This is a genomic window from Shewanella ulleungensis (assembly GCF_014648315.1).
Classification (GTDB): domain Bacteria; phylum Pseudomonadota; class Gammaproteobacteria; order Enterobacterales; family Shewanellaceae; genus Shewanella; species Shewanella ulleungensis.
Map to the genome: position 1 here is coordinate 825,882 of NZ_BMQW01000001.1, position 19,919 is coordinate 845,800.

Genomic DNA, 19,919 nt, shown 5'->3' on the forward strand with positions numbered 1-19,919 from the left:
AACCAGAACATCATGAATAAACATTTTACTTTTACAATTAATAGCATTTGTCTTGATGAAAACTATCATCCCTCTGACAAAACCCGCATCACCACCAACTTTGCCAATTTAGCTAGAGGAAACTATCGTCAAGCCAACTTACGCAACGCATTAAAGATGATTGACAATAGTTTTAATGCCTTAGCACATTGGGATAACCCTAAAGGCGATCGGTATACTGTCGAACTTGAAATCGTTTCGGTCAACATGGATATCGAAGGCAGTGGCCAAGCCTTTCCTTCGATTGAGATTTTGAAAACCAATATTGTTGATAGCAAGACCAATAAACGTATAGAAGGCATTGTCGGCAATAATTTTTCTTCTTATTTGCGCGATTATGACTTTAGCGTATTACTGCCAAATCATAATAAAGATCAGCCCCAATTTAGTATTCCAGATAACTTTGGCGAACTGCATGGCAAGCTATTTAAGTTATTCTTAAATTCAGATACTTACAAACAACACTTTGCTAAACCACCGGTTATCTGTCTCAGTGTTTCCGATAACAAGACCTATCAGCGCACTGAGAATCAGCACCCCGTGCTAGGGGTTGAATACCAGCCTAATGAATCGTCATTAACAGAGCAATATTTCCAAAAAATGGGCTTGCAGGTACGTTACTTTATGCCGCCCAACAACGTGGCACCACTGGCTTTTTATTTTATTGGAGATTTACTCAATGATTACACCCACCTTGAGCTGATCAGCACGATTAGCACAATGGGGACTTTTCAAAAAATCTATCGCCCAGAAATTTATAATGCTAATGCGGTGGCAGGCAAATGCTATCAACCAAACTTAAACAACCTCGATCATTCACTCACTCAGATAGTTTACGATCGCGCTGAACGCAGTCAACTCGCCCATGAACAAGGTAAATTTGCTGCTGAGCACTTTATCAAACCATACCAAACAGTACTTGAGAAATGGTCTGCTAGTTATGCGTAATCGCTAGGCTTGAAAAACCACTCTGTTTAATCGCTACTTTACATGTTTAACCCAATTTATGGCATTCATACTATGAACACATTGCTTAATAAGACACTGTTACCAACATCAACTGCGGGCAGTTTACCTAAACCCTTATGGTTAGCCGAGCCTGAAACGCTCTGGTCACCTTGGAAATTACAGGGGGACGAATTAATTACAGGCAAACAAGATGCGCTGCGTTTGTCGTTGCACGACCAACAGCAAGCAGGGATTGATATCGTTAGCGATGGCGAACAAACGCGGCAACATTTTGTCACCACCTTTATTGAGCACCTCAACGGCGTTGATTTTAATAAACGTAAAACCGTTAAAATTCGTGACCGCTATGATGCCTGCGTACCCACTGTTGTTGGCCCGGTCAGTCGGCAAAAGTCAGTCTTTGTTGAAGACGCCAAGTTTTTACGCCAACAAACTAAGCAACCAATTAAATGGGCGCTACCTGGCCCTATGACCATGATAGATACGCTATTTGATGATCATTACAAAAGTCGCGAAAAGCTCGCCTGGGAGTTTGCCATCATACTCAACCAAGAAGCCAAAGAACTAGAGGCGGCGGGAGTGGATATAATCCAATTTGATGAGCCAGCATTTAATGTGTTTTTTGATGAGGTTAATGATTGGGGTATTGCGTGCCTAGAAAGAGCCATTGAAGGGCTTACCTGCGAAACCGCAGTGCATATCTGTTATGGATACGGCATAAAAGCCAATACCGACTGGAAAAAAACCTTAGGGTCAGAGTGGCGTCAATACGAACAAGCGTTTCCTAAACTGCAACAGTCGAATATTGATATTATTTCACTCGAATGCCACAACTCTCATGTGCCATTGGAACTGCTTGAACTGATTCGCGGTAAAAAAGTCATGGTTGGTGCCATTGATGTGGCAAGCAATACAATAGAAACACCTGAAGAAGTGGCTAGCACCTTGAGAAAAGCCCTACAGTTTGTTGATGCCGACAAGCTCTACCCTTGTACTAACTGCGGTATGGCACCGTTATCGCATCACGTTGCCAGAGGTAAACTCAATGCCTTACATGCCGGTGCCGAAATTGTGAGACAAGAACTTTTAGCCAAGGCGAGTTAAGCGTTCGATGAACAGAGTAGACCGATACACCGTAAACAATAACATCATACTGGCGATGTTATTGTTTACTCTCATGGCCGATGATCACACATAAAATTTACTATCGGTTATCCGCCGTTGGCTTTTTCAATAATTTGCGCTGCAAAGTACGGCGGTGCATGCCGAGTTGGCGGGCGGTTTCTGATACATTGCCATTATTATTGGCGAGCACTTGTTGAATGTGCTCCCACTCAAGACGTTTGGGGTTGAGGGGCTGTTCGGTGATGGCTTCAAACTCATCGGATTCTACACTCAAAGTGGTGCTGGATGAATGAAGCGCATTGAGCAGGGTTTGGGTGTCTACAGGTTTAGCAAGGTAGTTATCTGCGCCTAAACGAATAGCCTCTACCGCGGTGGCGATGCTGGCAAAGCCGGTAAGCAATACCATATACACATGGGGCAATTGCAGTCTTAACGGTTTAATTAACGACAAGCCATTACTTTGCGCCAGTTTCATGTCGAGAATAATATGCGTAGGGGTAAATTGTCGGGCCATAAGCAGACTGTCGCTGGCATTGTCACAGGTTCTGCACTCAAAGCCGTGGCGAGTAAGGCGACGTGCTAAAATAGTCGCCAAAGCGCTATCATCTTCAATAATCAGTAACTTCTTCATTTACTACTCAATATCACCTAATACAATGCAGCTAACTTAAATGTTACTGGTCTTGACGGGTAATGTCACTATGGCTTCGGTACCACCTTGGGAATGCGCTTTAAGGTATAACTTACCGCCTAAACGCTCAAAGCTTGTGTGACTTAATAATACCGCAATCCCCATACCTTTGGGACTTTTAACCATATTACTGCCTAGTGTTTCTAATAAATGTGTCGCAATACCCGCGCCATAGTCACGAATAATAATAGTTAACTCCTGCGGTTGAGATAACAGAATACTAATATCGACTTTGGCTGCATGTTGATTAGCTTCGCTAGCTTGAGCGCCATTTTGAATTAACGCCATTAATGCGGGTAATAAACTCATGTCGGCGCTCAATATGGCCACTTCAGCTTGTGGCGAGGTATTAATACTTAGCAGGGTTTCGGGCATCAATAACCCTACTTGTTCTGATAATTGTGCCACAAACTTATTAACCGCTTGTTGTTGTAGTTTTTGCTCGCGGATCGACTCAGTTGCTGAACGCAAATCACTTAGCGTGATTTCACAACGGTTGAGCGCTTGTTGCATTTCGGCCAATAATTCTGTTTGATCGGCATTGTGAGCCGTGTCAGTAATTTCATCGACTAACAACCTAAGTGTTGCTAATGGTGTTGCTAATTGATGCGCCATTTGTGCCGATGCGGTGCCTAATGCGAGGATTTTTTCTTGCCTTAATTGCGCTTCGCGTAAATAGCGTAACTCAACATTCTTTTGCCGAATACGCTTAGCTATAAAACCAACAGTAACCGTTAACACTAACGCAGAAATGACAAAATTGAACCACATACCTAAATAATGCGAGCCCATGTCCATGCTGTGACTCATATTGTGGCTGGCAGGCATATCCATTGTTATTTGGCTCATATCATGACCTGCATGCATATCAGCTGCAGTGTTTGCAGTATCATCAACGCTATGATCTGGAATATTGATAATCATCAAACTATAAACTGCAGTCGACAATGCCGTTAACGACCAGGGCGCCCATCTCGGTAACGTAATTGCTGAAATGGCTATCGGCAATAGTAATAATGAAACAAACGCATTGGTCGCCCCACCGGTGAAATATAGCCAGGTAGCCCAAAATAAAGTGTCGAGCAATAAGGTTAAAAACAACAAGCCTTGGTTATTAATGCTCAGGCGATGAAAACGATAACTAAAGCCCACATAACAGGCTTCAATAATCAATACGTAACTCAAGGTAATGGGCGGTGTTGTTAACCCAAATAAGTCGGTAGCAAATAAAATAAGGCCAATTTTCAAGCCCCAATTAACCAACCGTAATAGCGCGAGTTGCTGCTGATTTGCACTAAAAGGCAGATTCAGATTTGCCATATTATTTAGCCTCAGTGTTAAACCGTACTTAATAAAATACTGGTTTCGCTGTTTAGCACCCCTTCAATTGAGCGCACTTCACGTAATACTTTATCAAATTCTTCTAAGCTGGTGGCACGAATATCTGCAACTAAATCCCAGGCTCCATTAGTCGTGTGCAATTTTTCTAACTGCGGGATCCCCCGAAGTTTATTAATCACTTGGGTTGTTGAGCGTCCAACCACCTCTATGAGCATTATCGCCCGCACCACATTTGACTCTATTTGTTCGTGAGCACGAATAGTAAAACCTAAAATAGCCCCGCTACTGACAAGACGATCTAAGCGATTTTGTATGGTCCCGCGGGACACATCCAGCAGCTGCGCCAATTTAGAAATGGATGCTCTGCCGTCTTTTCGCAAAATTGAAATCAATTGCCTATCGAGATCGTCGTACAAATAAGGATGAGCAGAAGAATACATGTGTACCACCTTAAACCGTCAATCAAACTTAGCAAAATGCCTAACGAAACCTAGCATAATGACAAATAATAGTACATTTATTACAAAAAATTGCCATTTTGTTTAACCCTACCAATGACTATCATCTTATTAAATGAATCACCTTGAGTTACAGTCAATAGGAATGAGCAATATGCACACAGTCAATAACACCAACTTAAACAATGTCGGCTTTGTTAGCGTTAGCGATATGCTTTCGCTATTACAACACATTGGCACTGAGGCCTTTTTACTGGGCCTAGTAGAATATCTGGAGCAAGATTATTTGCGCTGGGAACTTTTTGACAAGTCACCCCGTTTTGCTAGCCATTCAAGCGACGGCGTCATTGAGCTGATGCCAACCAGTGACCAACAACAATTTAGCTTTAAATATGTTAATGGCCACCCTAAAAACACCCGCATTGGTTTACAAACGGTCACCGCCTTTGGTGTACTAGCTGATGTACAGAGTGGTTATCCATTAATGCTGTCTGAAATGACCATACTCACCGCGCTTCGCACTGCTGCGACCTCGGCCATGATGGCCAAATATCTGGCGCCAAATGAGGCGAAAACCATGGCGATGATTGGCTGTGGTGCACAGTCTGAATTTCAAATTTTGGCCTTTAAAGTAATACTCGGCATTAACCAGGTGCGTATTTACGATATCGACCGCACTGCAATGCTAAAGTGCCAGCAAAATTTAGCCAACCAAGGGCTCGACATTATCTTATGTGACAGTGCACATGAGGTTGTAAAAGGCGCTGAGATCATTACTACCTGTACTGCAGATAAACGTAATGCCACTATTTTAACCAGTGACATGGTGCAAAATGGCGTGCATATTAATGCCATCGGCGGCGACTGCCCTGGTAAAACAGAACTTGAAGCAGCACTGCTTTTACGCGCTGACGTATTTGTTGAATATGAGCCACAAACCCGTATCGAGGGTGACATTCAGCAACTTGACTCATCATTTGTAGTGACCGAAATGTATAAGGTTATCCGTGGCGATCGTAAAGGCCGTAGCTTTGCTGCGCAATTAACCATTTTTGATGGGGTGGGTTTTGCGATTGAAGATTTTTCTGCTCTACGTTATGTACATGATTTAATTAAACAACAATCGAGCCACCAGCAACTTGAACTACTCACAAACCAAGCTAATCCACGTGATTTATTTGGTTTATTAACGCCAGCAACACAAGCGACTCGCTTAGTAGTAGGTGCATAATGGCCATTAATCCACAAGCTCCATCAGCCGTTGTGATGATCCGCCCTCATCACTTCAGTCCAAACCCTGAAACCCTGCCAGACAATAGCTACCAAAGCAGAGATGTCAGCCAAGACCAGGCTTTGCTTGCAACACAGGCTTATGAACAAGTGAGCCAGGCGCAACAACAGTTACAAGCTGCGGGCATTAACGTGCATGTGTTTGAAGACACAGGCACCGACACCCCTGATTCAGTGTTTCCTAACAATTGGTTTTCGACCCACTTAGGGGGCCATGTGGCTATTTACCCTATGTATGCCAAAAACCGTCGTAAAGAGCGTCGTAGCGACATTATTGATATGCTTAAAGCTCAGTACCGAGTGCAAGATGTGATTGACTATTCAGGCCTTGAATACGACAACATATATCTTGAAGGCACTGGGGCCATGGTACTCGACCACATTGAGCGAGTCGCTTATGCAGTCAGATCAAAACGTACAGATTCATTGGTGTTAGAGCGTTTCTGCACTCAATTTAATTTTGAACCTATGGTGTTTGACGCTGAAGATGAAGCCGGTGTGCCTGTGTACCATACCAACGTATTAATGTGTATTGGCAGCGATTTTGTCATGGCTGGGTTCGATATGATTAAGGACACTCAACGTCGTCAGCAAATTATTCAACGATTTGAAGACAGTGGCCGATTGATTATTAACTTAACCGAAGATCAAATTCGTCATTTTTGTGGTAATGCATTAGAGTTACAGTCGAAACAAGGTCGTTTTTTAGCATTATCGCAACGTGCTTTTGAAGCATTGACACATGAGCAAATTACGTTATTAAATCAAAGTGTGACTCTGTTACCATTAAATGTATCGGCCATCGAAATGGCCGGAGGTTCTGTTAGGTGTATGTTAGCAGGGATCCATTTATCGAAAAGATGACCCTATTGCCCCAAACAAAGCCTGATAAAGATCTCTTAAAACAATAAAAAGATTTAAAAAGGAATTTTCTCAATGATTAATGAAATTGTCTCGTTCGCCAACAACGTGTTATGGGGCGAATACCAAGTACTGATTTATATATTAGTATTGGCTGGAGTGTGGTTTTCATTGAGGTTACGCTTTATTCAGCTGCGCCACTTTGCTTACATGTTCAAAGTCATGAAAGGCAGTACCCAGGGAGATAAATCAGGGATTAGTTCTTATCAAGCTTTGTGTACCGGGTTATCTGCCCGTGTGGGTACCGGCAACTTAGCAGGCGTCGCCATGGCGATATCCCTTGGCGGCAGTGGCGCCGTGTTTTGGATGTGGGTGATTGCGCTGCTTGGTATGGCCACCGGGTTTGCCGAGAGTATTTTAGGTCAGCTGTATAAAGTCAGAGACGATCATAAAGAATATCGCGGAGGACCCGCCTACTACATTCGCGCGGGGTTAAATAAACCCTGGCTAGCCGTGTTGTTTGCCCTGTGCTTATTTTTAGGTTACGGCATTAGTTTTAGTGCCATGCAAGCTAACACCATCACCGATGCTCTTAATCATACCTTTGACATTTCTAGCGTATATTCTGGTGCCGTTATCACATTTATTGCCGGTATTATTGTGATGGGCGGCCTGCGCAGTATCGCCCGCTTTGCCGAATTAATTGTGCCCTTTATGGGCCTCGCCTTTATTTTGGCTGCGGTAGCAGTGACCTTAATCAATATTCAGCAAGTGCCTGCCGTATTAATGGACATTTTTAACTCAGCCTTTGGGTTAACCGAAGCGGGCGCTGGTGCATTAGGCGCGGCAATCAAAAATGGTATTCAACGGGGTCTTTATTCAAACGAAGCCGGTGCCGGTAGCGTACCGCATGCGGCGGCAGGTGCAACGCCTGTGCCTAACCATCCAGTTGCGCAGGGTTACGTGCAAATGCTTGGGGTGTTTATCGACACTATGGTGTTGTGTAGCTGTACCGCCATTGTGATTTTACTGGCGCAAGGTAATATTGGCAGCGAAATGGAAGGCATTCGTATCACGCAAAATGCCATGACTCACCATATGGGCATGAGCGGCGATATGTTTGTCGCCATTATTATTACCCTGTTCTCTTTTACCTCTGTGGTAGCCAATTACGCCTATGCTGAGAGTAACTTACACCTGTTTAAGCTAGATAACATTTATGGCCGCACCAGTTACACACTTTTGTATTTAGGCATGGTGTATTGGGGCGCAAACGCCAGCTTAAAAGAAGTGTGGAACATGGCCGACATGGCGCTAGGCTTAATGACGGTGGTGAATATCAGTGCATTGATGCTGTTAACCCCCACCATTGTTAATTTAACCCGCGACTATCAGGTCAAACTTAAAACCACCAACAAACCTGAATTCAAGCTAGCTGATGTGAAAATTCAAGGTAAAACCGAAGACGGTGTGTGGTCGTAAGCAACACTATCTTTACTTTACCAAAAGTACTTAAGCTCGCGAAGTGACGTAAAACTGACTTCGCTTTTTTATCTGCTTTACGCTGTATTTACATCGGCTATAACTATTTGTGATTAAAAATTAATGCAATACACTGGCCTTATCTCGATAGATTATCGTAAAATGTCTTTAACTAAAGAGGGGCTCATGGCTAATATTTCAAAATTTGATCGCGAAGATGTACTTGAAAAAGCAAAAAATCTATTTTGGCAGAAAGGTTTTTTGGCGACATCTACACGAGAAATTCAAACAACCATGGACATGCGTCCAGGCAGTATTTATGCCGCATTTGGCAGCAAGGCTGATTTATTTCACCAAACGCTAATTCATTATGCACAAACGTCTGCCCGCGACTTAAATGACAAAGTTGAACAACACGAGCACGCTTGGGAAGGATTAAAACAGTACCTTCGCGGGTTGATTTTGCCTTGTTGTGCAGAAATACCCAGTGAGTTATGTATGGTAATGCGAACACTTGCAGAGCTTGATGAGTCTCATCAAGAGACTCTTGATATCGCCAAAGATCTACTCACAAAAGTAGAACATCGTTTTGCCAGTATTATCGAACTAGCACAGCAACAAGGTGATTTATCAGCAGAGTTTGATAAAAATAAAATTGCTAAAAAACTGCAGGTACACATTATTGGCTTACGCTCATACTTAAAAGCCACTGGTGATACCGAGACGGTTAACCAACAACTTGAAGAGTTTTTTACTCAGTTAGAAGCACAATAAAAAAAGCGCCTAAGGCGCTTTTTTTATTGACGGTAACCCATTCATTATCAGTAAACGTTAAGCTAATGTATCAACAAACTTAACATCAAACAGACCAATACCTCGATATTCAATGTTAATGTCGGTCTCCATTGGTACTTTGACCACACCACAATATGAGCCGGTAATAATCGCTTGTCCTGCACTAAGCTTAATCCCTAACTGAGATAAATAATTAATCATCCAATACACTGGTAATGGAGGTAAATCACACGGATGTTTACCGGCAAAAAGTTGTGGCTCATCAGGTGCGCTTTTATCTGTAACGACCACGTCAACATGGTTAGCCACATAGGCAACAGATCTATCTATTTCAGGGCCAATGTAAACACCTTGATTACTCAGACCATCCGCTAATTTTTGATAATAACTAGGTTGGATATCGCCACTAAATCTGTTTTGAATTAACTCTAACGCCATATGAGTTGCACTGATAGCTTGGTCTATTTCGGCATTGCTGTAACTGCGATGAGGTTCAATGTCTTGACCTAAAATAAATGCGATTTCGGGCTCAATAAGTGCTAAAGCGACCTCATCTTTAATCGTTGGGATAATGCCACACTGCTCGCCATGTTCAGCGGCTTGTAAAATAGGTGCAACAATGAGTTGTCCGTTAGCTTGTGGTACTAAACATTTCCACCCTGCGATTTTACCATTTAAGTTTGCCATCTTTTGTTGAACAGCAATGGCTTGCTCAATACTTTGTGGCGACATTGAATCAAAATGCGAATTAGGCGTTTTGGTATTGCGTTGGGCAAATAAGTGTTGAGCAAGGTCAGTCAGATCGTTGTGTTCGTTCACGTGGGCGTCATCTTAAAATAAAAAAACATACATTAACGGGTTTAATCAACTTTTTCTAGCGACAAACAAAAACCGCTGACTGAAAAGCCAACGGTTTTAGTTATACGCAAAGCAGAAACAGATTACTTACGGGTAGCACGTAACATCCATGCCGTTTTTTCATGTATACGCATACGATCTGATACTAGCGCTGCGGTCGACTCATCGTCGGCAGCCTGGGCTAATTTAAGCACTTCACGTGATGTTTTCACAACTTGCTCATGACCTTTAGTAAGCAAATCAACCATATCTGCAGAAGATGGCACACCTTCAACTTCTTTGATTGAGCTTAAACGAGCAAATTCCTTATAGGTTCCTGGCGCCGCAACGTCAAGAGTACGAATACGCTCTGCAATGTCATCAACTGCCGTTGCAAGTTCGGTGTAATGTTCTTCAAACATTAGATGTAATTCGCGGAAATGGATCCCGGTTACATTCCAGTGAAAGTTATGCGTTTGCAAATATAATGTATACGAATCAGCTAATAAGCTCTTTAACCCCTCAGCAATTTTAAGGCGGTCATCTTTTTTAATACCAATATCGATGTCTGTCATGTTAACTCCTTATTTTGGTTAATGAATCACTATAACAATACAACGCCTATTACCTAGATAATATTGATCTTGCTCTGCTTTGACGCAATATTGTTTAAATCTGAGTTATTTATACTGCATGAATTTAATACTAGATCATTTTAAATAGGAAAATCTATTAAATTAATACATTTTAATCTATTTATTGACATTTAATTGAAGTGTCCCGAGGAAACAAAACTCGATACATGTATAAAACAATAGCAAGGTTAATTAACAGTACGATGACACTCAATACACTAAAGTGATTTATCATTTCATACAGCTCAAAAGGAAGATAAATGGCTCCGCTGACCAAGGCAAACCATTGAGTCCAGCGCTTATTGCACCATAAGCCATATGCTTCAATAAAACGAATAAGTGTATACGCGACAGCACCAAGCGACAATAATGATAGACTCGATGGTGAAATAGCACCAATGGCTGCAATAAAAATATTGGGGTAATGGCTAGCCGGATTTAAATGTAAATGGGTAACTAACTCACTTGCGAGTAATGATAGATTTTGTCCGGCATAAACGTGTAAGCCTAAAGCCACAATGAGTGCTAATATCCCCTTACTAGCCTCAAGTACTGCGACCGCTCTAATACCTTTACCAGAATGAACCATGACGTCTCTTAATGAATAACTTGATGAGTAATGTAAAACAGTTTACCAAAACAGTCCTGTTAATAGATAACAGATCAACATGACTGTTTTTATAACCCGAACCTGGATACGTTATGGAAATGAGTAACGTAAAATACGCTTAACCACTTGGCTATATTGACGTAAAAAAGGCCCGGTGTGATAGGCAATACCGTGACGGGAAAGTATCGCCTGCACTTGGGGCGCAACTTGCTGATAACGAGATGATGGTAAATCTGGGAACAAATGGTGTTCAATTTGAAAGCTCAAGTGCCCAGTTAAGATGTGAAACAGCTTACCACCTTTGATGTTCGACGAGCCTAATACCTGGCGATAATACCATTGCCCTTGAGTTTCATTTTCACACTCAGCCTGGCTAAAAGTGTGAACATCGGAAGTAAAATGGCCGCAAAAAATAATGGTTGAAGTCCACAGGTTGCGCAGTAAATTCGCGATTAAATTACCACACAATACCCATAAAAATAACGGCCCTGCCAGTAACGGAAACACCAGATAATCTTTACATAATTGCTTACCGCCTTTACTAAAGAAACGACGTTTGAGTTCACTTGCATCAACTTTAGATGCTCTACCTTGTTTCTTTTTACCCATAAACACGCGCTCAGCGGCAAGTTCGTGATATGACACCCCCCATTGGAAAAGCACACTTAAATAAATGTAAGTGATAAATTGCCATAGATTTTTCAATCTCCACGAAAAGTCATTCGACAAGCGCAGTAAGCCATAACCAAAATCACGATCTTTACCAATCACATTGGTATAAGTGTGATGTTCATAATTATGAATACGCTGCCAACTTTTGCCATCGCAGGCGATATCCCAGTCAAATTGGAGCGAGTTAATATGAGGATCGTTCATCCAATCATATTGACCGTGTAACACGTTATGACCGATTTCCATGTTGTCGAGAATTTTAGCGCTGGCTAAGCTCAGCACACCAATTGCCCACCATACAGGATGCAGAAACCCCAACATTAATAATGCGCGCCCCCCCCACTCTAACGCCCTTTGCCACACGATAACCTTGCGAATATATGCCGCATCGCTTGCGCCAACTTGATCGAGAGTTTGACGCTTTAACTCATCAAGCTCAGTCGCTAACTGCTCAAAATTAATATTTTTGTTCATTGATTTACAGTTCCAACTCAAGTGGTGTTACCGCCTGAGAAATACATAATTGAATGAGTTGCTCGCCCGGTTGCGATATCTCGCCCGTGTGCAAGTTTCTAACAACACCCGATTTTTTAACACACTGACATTGATGACAAACACCAATACGACAGCCAAAGTTGGCACTAATACCTTGTTGCTCTAAACCACTGAGTAAGGTGTCATTTGCGGCTAAAACAAGCTGAGACTGTTGCCCACGTTGAGTTAAATTGACGTGTTGCTCGCCTGCCGCGGTTTGCGCAAACGTTGGCGCCTGGAAAAACTCTGCTTGGCGCTGCGCTTTAGGATGTTTCATTGCGTCTAATTGCTGATCAACATCATCCTTAAACTGGCTTGGGCCACAAATCAACACCTGGCTTTTAACGGTACAGTCAATTAAAGCATCCGCTAAATTATGGCCATGTTTACGAATAAGCAATTTCACTGTGAATAGGCTTAACTGCTGCTGTAACGCCATGAGTTCGTCAACATACAAATGCTCACCCACCTTGGCAAAGTAAACCAATTCAATAGGATTTTTCGGTTGTCGTGGTAGCAACGCCAGTTGGTTGAGCATCGCCATAAATGGCGTAATGCCACTGCCAGCCGCCACAAACCACAGTGATGTTGACGGTTGAGAAAGGACACTATCACTTAATGTAAACTCACCTTGTGGCGCACTTAAATTGACATAGCCCCCCGCGGCAATGTTCGCTAATAATGTTGCCGTAAAAGCACCATCAATATTGGTCTTAATGGTTAAACGAATCACGCGCTTTTTAGGGTATTGACTATGAGATTGGTCGGGTGCTGACGAGATTGAAAAAGGTCGGGTCATTAAACGGCCATTAATTTCTACAGTCAATAACACGTGCTGGCCTGCTATTGCTTGCGGCCAGGCGTTTTCTGGAGACAACTCTAGTTGCACAACATCGGCACGAAGTAATTGATGCCCCAACACTTGGGCGCGAAACCAATGGGTGCGCCAGGCGGGCTTTATGCGCTGCATAATAGGTTCTAAATAACTGCCTATTGAATCGGTGTGAAATAGGGTTTTTGCTGTGATATTGTTCAGTCGAGTTAATACATTCATTTTAGCGTACAAGCGTTAGCTTAATTTAAGCGTGCGATTGTATGCCGAATGACATTAACAGTGCAAGTTGTGGTTATAAACAAATGCACTAAGCTAGTCATTGTTTGTTTATCACTTGATGAACCAAAAGAGCTAACCACGCTAAACGTGCTAAAAATATAGAGATATTGAGTAAACCAAATACAAACCCGTCTTTGGCTTAGCGTTAACCATGCTTAGTGATCAGCACATTAATTGGAGTACTGTTTGAATGGTTAACAATGCACACTCGAACCAATATTGTTCACGCGTAAGCTTAAATTAAAATAAAGATGAAACAAAAGCTGATAATATAGCTAAAATTGCGTTAATCGTATCGTTAAGAATGCTGTTAAAAGTGCAGTTAAGAATGGAATTAAAAGTGCTGTTAATAATTGTCATGTGCTGACATATATCAACATGTTACTTTACCTCAGAGGATGCGACTAAAACAGCTCATAGCACATGGATAAGCGTCTAGATTCAAGATATGGATTTGTCATTTAGGTGTTACACATTAAACCTATAGATTAGCTGCTGCTCATTGTGTTTAAGGTTTTGATTTTATAGATTAGAGCTGATCCTTTGAGCTTCATGTGGTGAGATTTACGTTAACATATTTAAGTTTATTGTGGCTCCATAAGAGGAACGGCCAATTGCTCTACTTGCTGACTCTCATCTTGCGTTAATGCACCGTAATCCCTCGGATACGGCCAACCATATCCCCAACGAAATTGTGTCGGTAAATAAGGCGAGCCACCGACACGAACGCCAGCTAACATCAATAACGCAATCTGCGGTTGGCCAACATTAGTGACGCAAACACGTAACGCTTTATCTGATGCTAAGCGGTCATCAAATGTGCCGCCTTTCCAATAGTCATAATCATGTTTTTGACAGCATGCCAACCATAATTCACTTTGCTCGAAAGTCCCATTAGGAAACGCACTGCAACCATCGCTGGTAAAAGGCGCTAAAGTATTTGCTCGTGCAAAGTGGATCGGGAGCATCAAGACAAACACAGTAAATAACAATACACTTAACCGATAATGCATTTCGCTTGGCATCCTGCTGGGTAAAAAAAACGCAGTAATGATGCCATAGTGAAGTCGACATTGCATCGACTCCCTCGTAAAGGCTTTTAGCTAATGCCTAACGTTTTACCAAACCAGCGCTGGTAAGGTTGATAATTATCGTAGGCCCAATTGAATACGCCGGTATAAACAAAGAAAAACACCAATACGCCCCCTTCAAGCATTAAGGTATCAATAAGGTTTAAACTTAAATACCACGATACCATTGGAAGGGTTACCACTAACAAGCCCCCTTCGAAACACATGGCATGGACAATACGAGTTGATAAATTACGCTTAACTCTGTCACTGCCTAATAACCTATCGAACCAAATATTATAAATATAGTTCCATATGACAGCACATAACGATATGCCGATACTTACCACCAACATATCGATGGTGCTTTTCTCCATGAGCATGGCACTAACAGGGACTATGATGGCTGCCGCCAATATCTCAAAAGACACTGCGTGAAATATCCGTTCTTTTGTTTGCATAATGAACTCATTTATTCGTGACGTTTGGCTTATTCTCATCCAATATAAGGATACATAATAGTTAGATAGTATCTGGAAAAGCGATATGTATAGTGTTGAACAACTGGAGGCATTTGTGGCAACCGCAGAAACAGGCTCTTTTTCATCTGCCGCGCGTTCACTTAACAAAGCTCAATCGGTAGTCAGTCAACATGTGATAAACCTTGAAATAGATTGTAATACTACATTGTTTGACCGCAGTGGACGTTACCCTCAATTAACACAGGCAGGTAAAAAGCTATTAAGTCATGCCAGCGTATTGCTAGAGCAACATCAACGTTTGCGCTATTGCGCCCAACATCTCGATAAACCTTTCATTTCAGAGCTCACCATCGGCTTAGATGAAGGTATCCCCTTTCAAAAACTTTCGAGTATAGTTAATAAGCTAGAAATCGATTTCCCCAATACATCTTTAGCGATTTTTACTGCATCAAGCATCGATATTGTCGACATGATTGACACAGATAGAGCCGTGACTGGGATTATTTTTAGTGAGTTGTCGCTACCTTCTTACATTGATTATGAATCTATTGGATCAGTCAAGTTTGATATCTACGTGGCAAGTACTCACCCATTAGCCCAACAACAAACCAGTAACTTGGCCAGCCTTAAACTGCACAGGCAATTGCTTATGCGATCGCGCAATAATAAATCGAGTACTTTCCAACTCGCTCTCAGTCCTAATATTTGGTATGCAGACAATTATTATGTACTACTTGAACTGACATTACAGGGCAATGGATGGTGTTTACTGCCTAACCATATTGCCAATCAATATGTAAAAAATGGCCAACTGGTGTTGTTACCAAGCGAGTTTAAAGATATAGGTTGGCAGGCCAGTGTCGATGTAATCCAACATCATCGTTACAGCCTTGAGCCAATGTTTAAACAATTTAGGCATTCGTTAAGGCAATTACTGGCGCCATAAAAAGTGTGCATATACGTAAAAAACACAGGCAGCTAAAAGCGGCCTGTGTTTTATAAAATGTAGTACACAACTCATTGGCGATTAAAAACCAAATTTACCGTTACTGTTTTTCCAGTCAGTTTGAGCCGGAATGGTTTCAATGGTGTCCCAATGTTCCACAATCATGTTATTTTCAACACGGAACAAGTCATAAAATGCCACATGTTGCTGCATGAATGTGCCTTCGCTAATCGACAACACAAAGTTACCTTCGCCAAGCACTTTATGATTGGTTTTTACCACCATTGGCATGTCCATTTTAGCGAGCTCACCTAAGGCTTTGCCTAGGCCACTTAAGCCGTCGCCAATATTCGGGTTATGCTGAATATAATCGGTATCTTCGCTACCAATAAATTGACCTATTTTGGCCATATCACCTTTGATCAAAATGGTGTTTACAAAATCGGCCACTAAGGTTTTATTTTGCTCGGTTTTGTCTAAATCCGTCACTGTAGTTGCACCGTCAAACTGGCTGTGACCACTTGGGTTTACAGCGGCGATGGTTTGCAGGTTATCCCAATGTTCCACAATTTTACCGTCTTCAAAGCGGAAAATATCAAAGCCCGCTTTAGGACCAAAGAAGTTATATTCCGTGTGCGTAACCACATAGTTACCGTCTTGGAATGCACGCTTAACCTGCGCTTTTGCGCTGCCTTTAGGTAACTGATGCATTACCGCACCAAAACCGGCTAAACCGTCGGCAACGGCTAAGTTATGTTGAATGTATTTGCTAGGGTTAATATAGCCAATCGGCGCTGGGTTGCCAGTTTCAATGCTGCTGACTAACTCAACAACTTGTTGCTTATAATTTGTTTGTGTTGGCTCTGTGGTGTTAGCACAAGCACTCGTTAATACAACACTGCCGAGCAATACGCTGCTTACAAGTGCGCTTGTGACTAATTTGTTTGTTAATTTGTTGCTTGATGCGTTATTCATGATTAAGTCCTCTGGTTTCAATGAGGACAGTTTATAAGGCTTAGCCGTTAGCCAGTAGAGTGTAAATGAGCCTTAAAATGGTCAAAGTCGAACCTTTTAAGACAAATGGTATTTCATAAATTGACTTGGGGTCAGTTCGGTTTGATTTTTAAAGTATTTAACAAAGTTACTGCTGTCTTCAAAACCAAAATCATTGGCTAATTGTTGAGTCGTGGTTTTGCTCACCACAAGGCGACGCTTTATTTCAACAATGGTGTAGGCATCTATCATCTGTTTCGCGGTTAAGCCTGTTGCCAGTTTGCAGATTTGATTGAGGGTTTTATAGGTTGTATGGATTTTGCCTGCATACCAATTTGCATCGCGCACTTGTTGTACATGCTGCTGCATTAAACTGAAAAAACGTGCTAGCTTGCTACTTTGCTCAGCCGATAAGTTGTCGTGGCTTAATGCCGGACGTAAACGATGCAATAACAAGGCTAAAGCCGAAAATAAATACATGACAATAAGCGGTTCTGAGGCTGGCGTGTTTATTTCAGTTTGAATTTGATCAATTAAAATATGACTGCGTGCATGGTGGATGCTGTCTAGCTGCAATATAGGGTTATGCTGTTGATTTAGATGTGTAGGCGTGTAGTTAGGTAAGCGCATATTGGCATGCACTTTATCTAAGAAAGCCTGGGTAAACAGTATTACCTTACCTTGAGGTTGCCCCGAAAAGTCAAAGCTATGCACTTGTTCGCGCTGTACAAAAATCAATGATCCCGGCCCAAAGCGATAATGGTTAAAATCGACCATATGTTCGCCCTCACCTAGTTCAATATAAACCAGCAAAAAAAATGACACGCGATGTGGTGCTTGAGGATCATGCCCTATCATAGAGCGAGTATACAAATTAGACAGTTCAATGATCTCAAGTTCTGCCTGATTAGTTTTATCGTGATTAAAACCAATATTAGGAATGGTCATACAACACTCAACATTTCAATTAAACGACGCTTAGTTAGGGTATTTTACGCATTATCAATTCTCGATAACAATCATTAACACTGACAATAAACATAAACCGGCATCTATTATGGACATTTAAATCCATAATAATTGGTTCTATTGACTCTGTTTGTACCCCGCTAAATTTGGATAATGGTGCCATCAACGGCGATAAGCACGACCTGTTGCCTTTATTATTTTTTCATCAGTAAGAGAATCCATTATGAAAGCCATTGCATATCAACAAAACTTACCGGTTAACGATCCATTATCGCTACAAGATATTCAATTAGACACTCCATTAGCAACAGGCCACGACATTTTAGTTGAGGTGAAAGCAATATCCGTAAACCCTGCCGACTTTAAAATTCGCCAAGGTATGCCAGCACCACAAGGTGAATGGAAAATATTAGGCTTTGACGCGACAGGTATTGTTAAGTCTGTTGGTGACAATGTGAGTTTATTCAAGCCTGGTGACAAAGTGTGGTATGCCGGCGATATTAGCCGTGCAGGCAGCAATGCTGAATATCAGTTAGTGGATGAGCGCATTGTGGGCCATATGCCGAAAACATTGTCTTTTGATGAAGCCGCAGCATTGCCGTTAACCGCCATTACCGCATGGGAATTATTGTTTGACCGCCTTAACGTGGATAAAGACAATGCCAACAAAAATATTTTAGTGATTGGTGCTGCCGGTGGCGTTGGCTCTATTATGGTTCAGCTACTTAAAAAGCTGACCAAGCTGAACATTATTGCCACTGCATCACGCCCAGAAACCGTGTCATGGCTAGAAGATTTAGGCGCTGACCATATTATTAACCATCGCCATAAGCTCAGTGAACAATTAACCGAGCAACAACTGCCACTAGTAGATTATGTGGTGAGTTTAAATAACACTTCTGAGCACATTGAAGAAATTGAAAAAGTGCTTAAGCCTCAAAGTCAATTTGCGTTAATTGATGACCCAGAAACCTTAAACGTAGTGCCATTTAAAATGAAGAGCATTTCAATACACTGGGAGCTGATGTTCACTCGTTCACTGTTCAAAACCGATGACATGCAAGCACAATATCAACTGCTAAACGATGTTGCGACATTAATCGATAACGGCCAAATCAAAACCACGGTTGGCGAACATTATGGTGTGATTAATGCCGAAAATTTACGTCGTGCCCACCAATGTTTAGAGACCCAGCAGGCTAAAGGTAAAATTGTTTTAGCGGGATTTTAATGATGACGAACGAGTTTATCTGAAAAAATAATTGGAGCCAGACTCCTGTGAAGCACTTTTTATCATCGTTACGATCTCTAAAGTGCTTATCTATATCAACACTTGATTCAGCAACTATATAATAAATTTGGAGCATTGCATGTTCACGCAAATAATTAAATTTACCGTAAAGCCACAATATCAACAGAGCTTTAAAGATGCATTAATCACCAACAAGAATGGCACCCGTAAAGAAAAGGGTAATACAGATATGGCTATTTTTGTGGATAACACCAACCCGAATATGTTCTTTGCTTATGAACGTTGGCAAGATGCGACTGCATTTGAGTTTCATAAAAACCAACCTTATACCCAAGATTTTATTACGTTATTAGGTGACACATTAGCCACTGCCCCACAAGTGTATAAAGTAAAAGACACCAAGCCTTACCCAGTTGCGATAACACCAGCCAATCCTGAAGATGATATATTTTCAATTTTCTTTATTTTCCCAATTCATTCTGAATTTCGCCAACCTCTTTTGACACAGTTTGAAGAGCATATTCAACACACTCGTCAAGAAAATGGTAATTTATTATTTGACCTTTATACCGTTAAAGATGATGACAACACCTTAGTGGTTTATGAGCATTGGCGTAAAGAATCTGACGTATGGGATATTCATTTCAATCAACCTTACGCCAAAATTACTGGGGCAATAATGGAACAAGCCGTTGTAGGTGATATGCAACAATACATGAATTTTGTCAGCGAAATAACCGAATAATAGGAGATA

General features: G+C 41.6%; 21 protein-coding genes. 9 read left to right on the plus strand and 12 right to left on the minus strand.

The features are described from left to right. Window positions 1–12 precede the first annotated feature (12 nt). Both IEY40_RS03430 and IEY40_RS03435 read left to right on the plus strand, forming a co-directional pair. Window positions 13–987, plus strand: a complete 975-nt coding sequence (locus tag IEY40_RS03430; protein WP_188953299.1) for a DUF1852 domain-containing protein — start codon at window positions 13–15, stop codon at window positions 985–987. A 72-nt stretch (window positions 988–1,059) separates the two neighbouring features. Further along, window positions 1,060–2,112: a methionine synthase gene (locus tag IEY40_RS03435; RefSeq protein ID WP_188953301.1), complete on the plus strand. Its 1,053-nt coding sequence runs from the start codon at window positions 1,060–1,062 to the stop codon at window positions 2,110–2,112. 100 nt (window positions 2,113–2,212) lie between these two features. On the opposite strand, the gene IEY40_RS03440 is transcribed toward IEY40_RS03435, so the two are convergent. Genes IEY40_RS03440 through IEY40_RS03450 form a run of 3 tightly spaced genes read right to left on the minus strand, consistent with a single transcriptional unit; the run spans window position 2,213 to window position 4,605 of the window. Next, window positions 2,213–2,764 (minus strand): response regulator transcription factor, encoded by a 552-nt coding sequence (locus tag IEY40_RS03440; RefSeq protein ID WP_188953303.1) that lies wholly within the window; start codon window positions 2,762–2,764, stop codon window positions 2,213–2,215. A gap of 36 nt (window positions 2,765–2,800) precedes the next feature. Beyond that, window positions 2,801–4,144: a sensor histidine kinase gene (locus IEY40_RS03445; protein WP_188953306.1), complete on the minus strand. Its 1,344-nt coding sequence runs from the start codon at window positions 4,142–4,144 to the stop codon at window positions 2,801–2,803. A 17-nt stretch (window positions 4,145–4,161) separates the two neighbouring features. After that, entirely contained in the window at window positions 4,162–4,605 is a 444-nt protein-coding gene (locus IEY40_RS03450; RefSeq protein WP_188953308.1) for an Lrp/AsnC family transcriptional regulator, read from the minus strand. 172 nt (window positions 4,606–4,777) lie between these two features. Between IEY40_RS03450 and ocd the strand changes: the two genes are divergently transcribed. The 4 genes from ocd (at window position 4,778) to IEY40_RS03470 (ending at window position 9,030) form a co-directional block, all read left to right on the plus strand. Next, window positions 4,778–5,854: an ornithine cyclodeaminase gene (ocd, locus tag IEY40_RS03455; protein WP_188953310.1), complete on the plus strand. Its 1,077-nt coding sequence runs from the start codon at window positions 4,778–4,780 to the stop codon at window positions 5,852–5,854. Continuing rightward, entirely contained in the window at window positions 5,854–6,777 is a 924-nt protein-coding gene (gene ctlX / locus IEY40_RS03460; protein WP_188953312.1) for a citrulline utilization hydrolase CtlX, read from the plus strand. Before ocd ends, ctlX begins: the two co-directional genes overlap by 1 nt. Window positions 6,778–6,849: 72 nt before the next feature. After that, window positions 6,850–8,256: an alanine/glycine:cation symporter family protein gene (locus tag IEY40_RS03465; RefSeq protein ID WP_188953314.1), complete on the plus strand. Its 1,407-nt coding sequence runs from the start codon at window positions 6,850–6,852 to the stop codon at window positions 8,254–8,256. 186 nt (window positions 8,257–8,442) lie between these two features. Further along, entirely contained in the window at window positions 8,443–9,030 is a 588-nt protein-coding gene (locus tag IEY40_RS03470) for a TetR/AcrR family transcriptional regulator (protein ID WP_188953316.1), read from the plus strand. Window positions 9,031–9,087: 57 nt separating this feature from the next. Here IEY40_RS03470 and IEY40_RS03475 read toward each other — a convergent pair whose 3' ends face one another. The 7 genes from IEY40_RS03475 to IEY40_RS03505 form a co-directional block, all read right to left on the minus strand. Further along, the gene (locus tag IEY40_RS03475) at window positions 9,088–9,870 is read right to left on the minus strand and encodes a hypothetical protein (protein WP_188953317.1); all 783 of its coding nucleotides are present in this window, start codon (window positions 9,868–9,870) and stop codon (window positions 9,088–9,090) included. Window positions 9,871–9,992: 122 nt separating this feature from the next. Then, the gene (locus IEY40_RS03480) at window positions 9,993–10,463 is read right to left on the minus strand and encodes a Dps family protein (RefSeq protein WP_188953320.1); all 471 of its coding nucleotides are present in this window, start codon (window positions 10,461–10,463) and stop codon (window positions 9,993–9,995) included. A gap of 181 nt (window positions 10,464–10,644) precedes the next feature. Beyond that, window positions 10,645–11,112: a DUF2127 domain-containing protein gene (locus IEY40_RS03485; RefSeq protein ID WP_188953322.1), complete on the minus strand. Its 468-nt coding sequence runs from the start codon at window positions 11,110–11,112 to the stop codon at window positions 10,645–10,647. A gap of 111 nt (window positions 11,113–11,223) precedes the next feature. Further along, the gene (locus IEY40_RS03490; protein ID WP_188953324.1) at window positions 11,224–12,279 is read right to left on the minus strand and encodes a fatty acid desaturase family protein; all 1,056 of its coding nucleotides are present in this window, start codon (window positions 12,277–12,279) and stop codon (window positions 11,224–11,226) included. A gap of 4 nt (window positions 12,280–12,283) precedes the next feature. Further along, window positions 12,284–13,309 carry a flavin reductase family protein gene (locus IEY40_RS03495; RefSeq protein ID WP_188953326.1) on the minus strand — a complete coding sequence of 342 codons (1,026 nt, stop codon included), beginning with the start codon at window positions 13,307–13,309 and terminating at the stop codon, window positions 12,284–12,286. A gap of 728 nt (window positions 13,310–14,037) precedes the next feature. Next, entirely contained in the window at window positions 14,038–14,421 is a 384-nt protein-coding gene (locus IEY40_RS03500; RefSeq protein WP_188953509.1) for a hypothetical protein, read from the minus strand. Between the two features lie 131 nt (window positions 14,422–14,552). Further along, window positions 14,553–14,984 (minus strand): PACE efflux transporter, encoded by a 432-nt coding sequence (locus IEY40_RS03505; protein ID WP_188953328.1) that lies wholly within the window; start codon window positions 14,982–14,984, stop codon window positions 14,553–14,555. Window positions 14,985–15,069: 85 nt separating this feature from the next. On the opposite strand from IEY40_RS03505, the gene IEY40_RS03510 reads away from it, so the two are divergent. Continuing rightward, a complete protein-coding gene (locus IEY40_RS03510) occupies window positions 15,070–15,951 on the plus strand; it encodes a LysR family transcriptional regulator (RefSeq protein WP_188953330.1) in 882 nt (293 codons plus the stop codon). A gap of 81 nt (window positions 15,952–16,032) precedes the next feature. On the opposite strand, the gene IEY40_RS03515 is transcribed toward IEY40_RS03510, so the two are convergent. Then, window positions 16,033–16,926 (minus strand): nuclear transport factor 2 family protein, encoded by an 894-nt coding sequence (locus IEY40_RS03515; protein ID WP_188953332.1) that lies wholly within the window; start codon window positions 16,924–16,926, stop codon window positions 16,033–16,035. A gap of 96 nt (window positions 16,927–17,022) precedes the next feature. Next, complete coding sequence (locus IEY40_RS03520; RefSeq protein ID WP_188953334.1) at window positions 17,023–17,892, minus strand: AraC family transcriptional regulator; 870 nt, start codon at window positions 17,890–17,892, stop codon at window positions 17,023–17,025. A gap of 244 nt (window positions 17,893–18,136) precedes the next feature. On the opposite strand from IEY40_RS03520, the gene IEY40_RS03525 reads away from it, so the two are divergent. Together IEY40_RS03525 and IEY40_RS03530 are read left to right on the plus strand one after the other, a co-directional pair. Next, complete coding sequence (locus IEY40_RS03525; protein WP_188953336.1) at window positions 18,137–19,144, plus strand: zinc-binding alcohol dehydrogenase family protein; 1,008 nt, start codon at window positions 18,137–18,139, stop codon at window positions 19,142–19,144. A gap of 139 nt (window positions 19,145–19,283) precedes the next feature. Beyond that, window positions 19,284–19,910, plus strand: a complete 627-nt coding sequence (locus tag IEY40_RS03530; protein WP_188953338.1) for a putative quinol monooxygenase — start codon at window positions 19,284–19,286, stop codon at window positions 19,908–19,910. The last annotated feature ends 9 nt before the right edge of the window (window positions 19,911–19,919 follow it).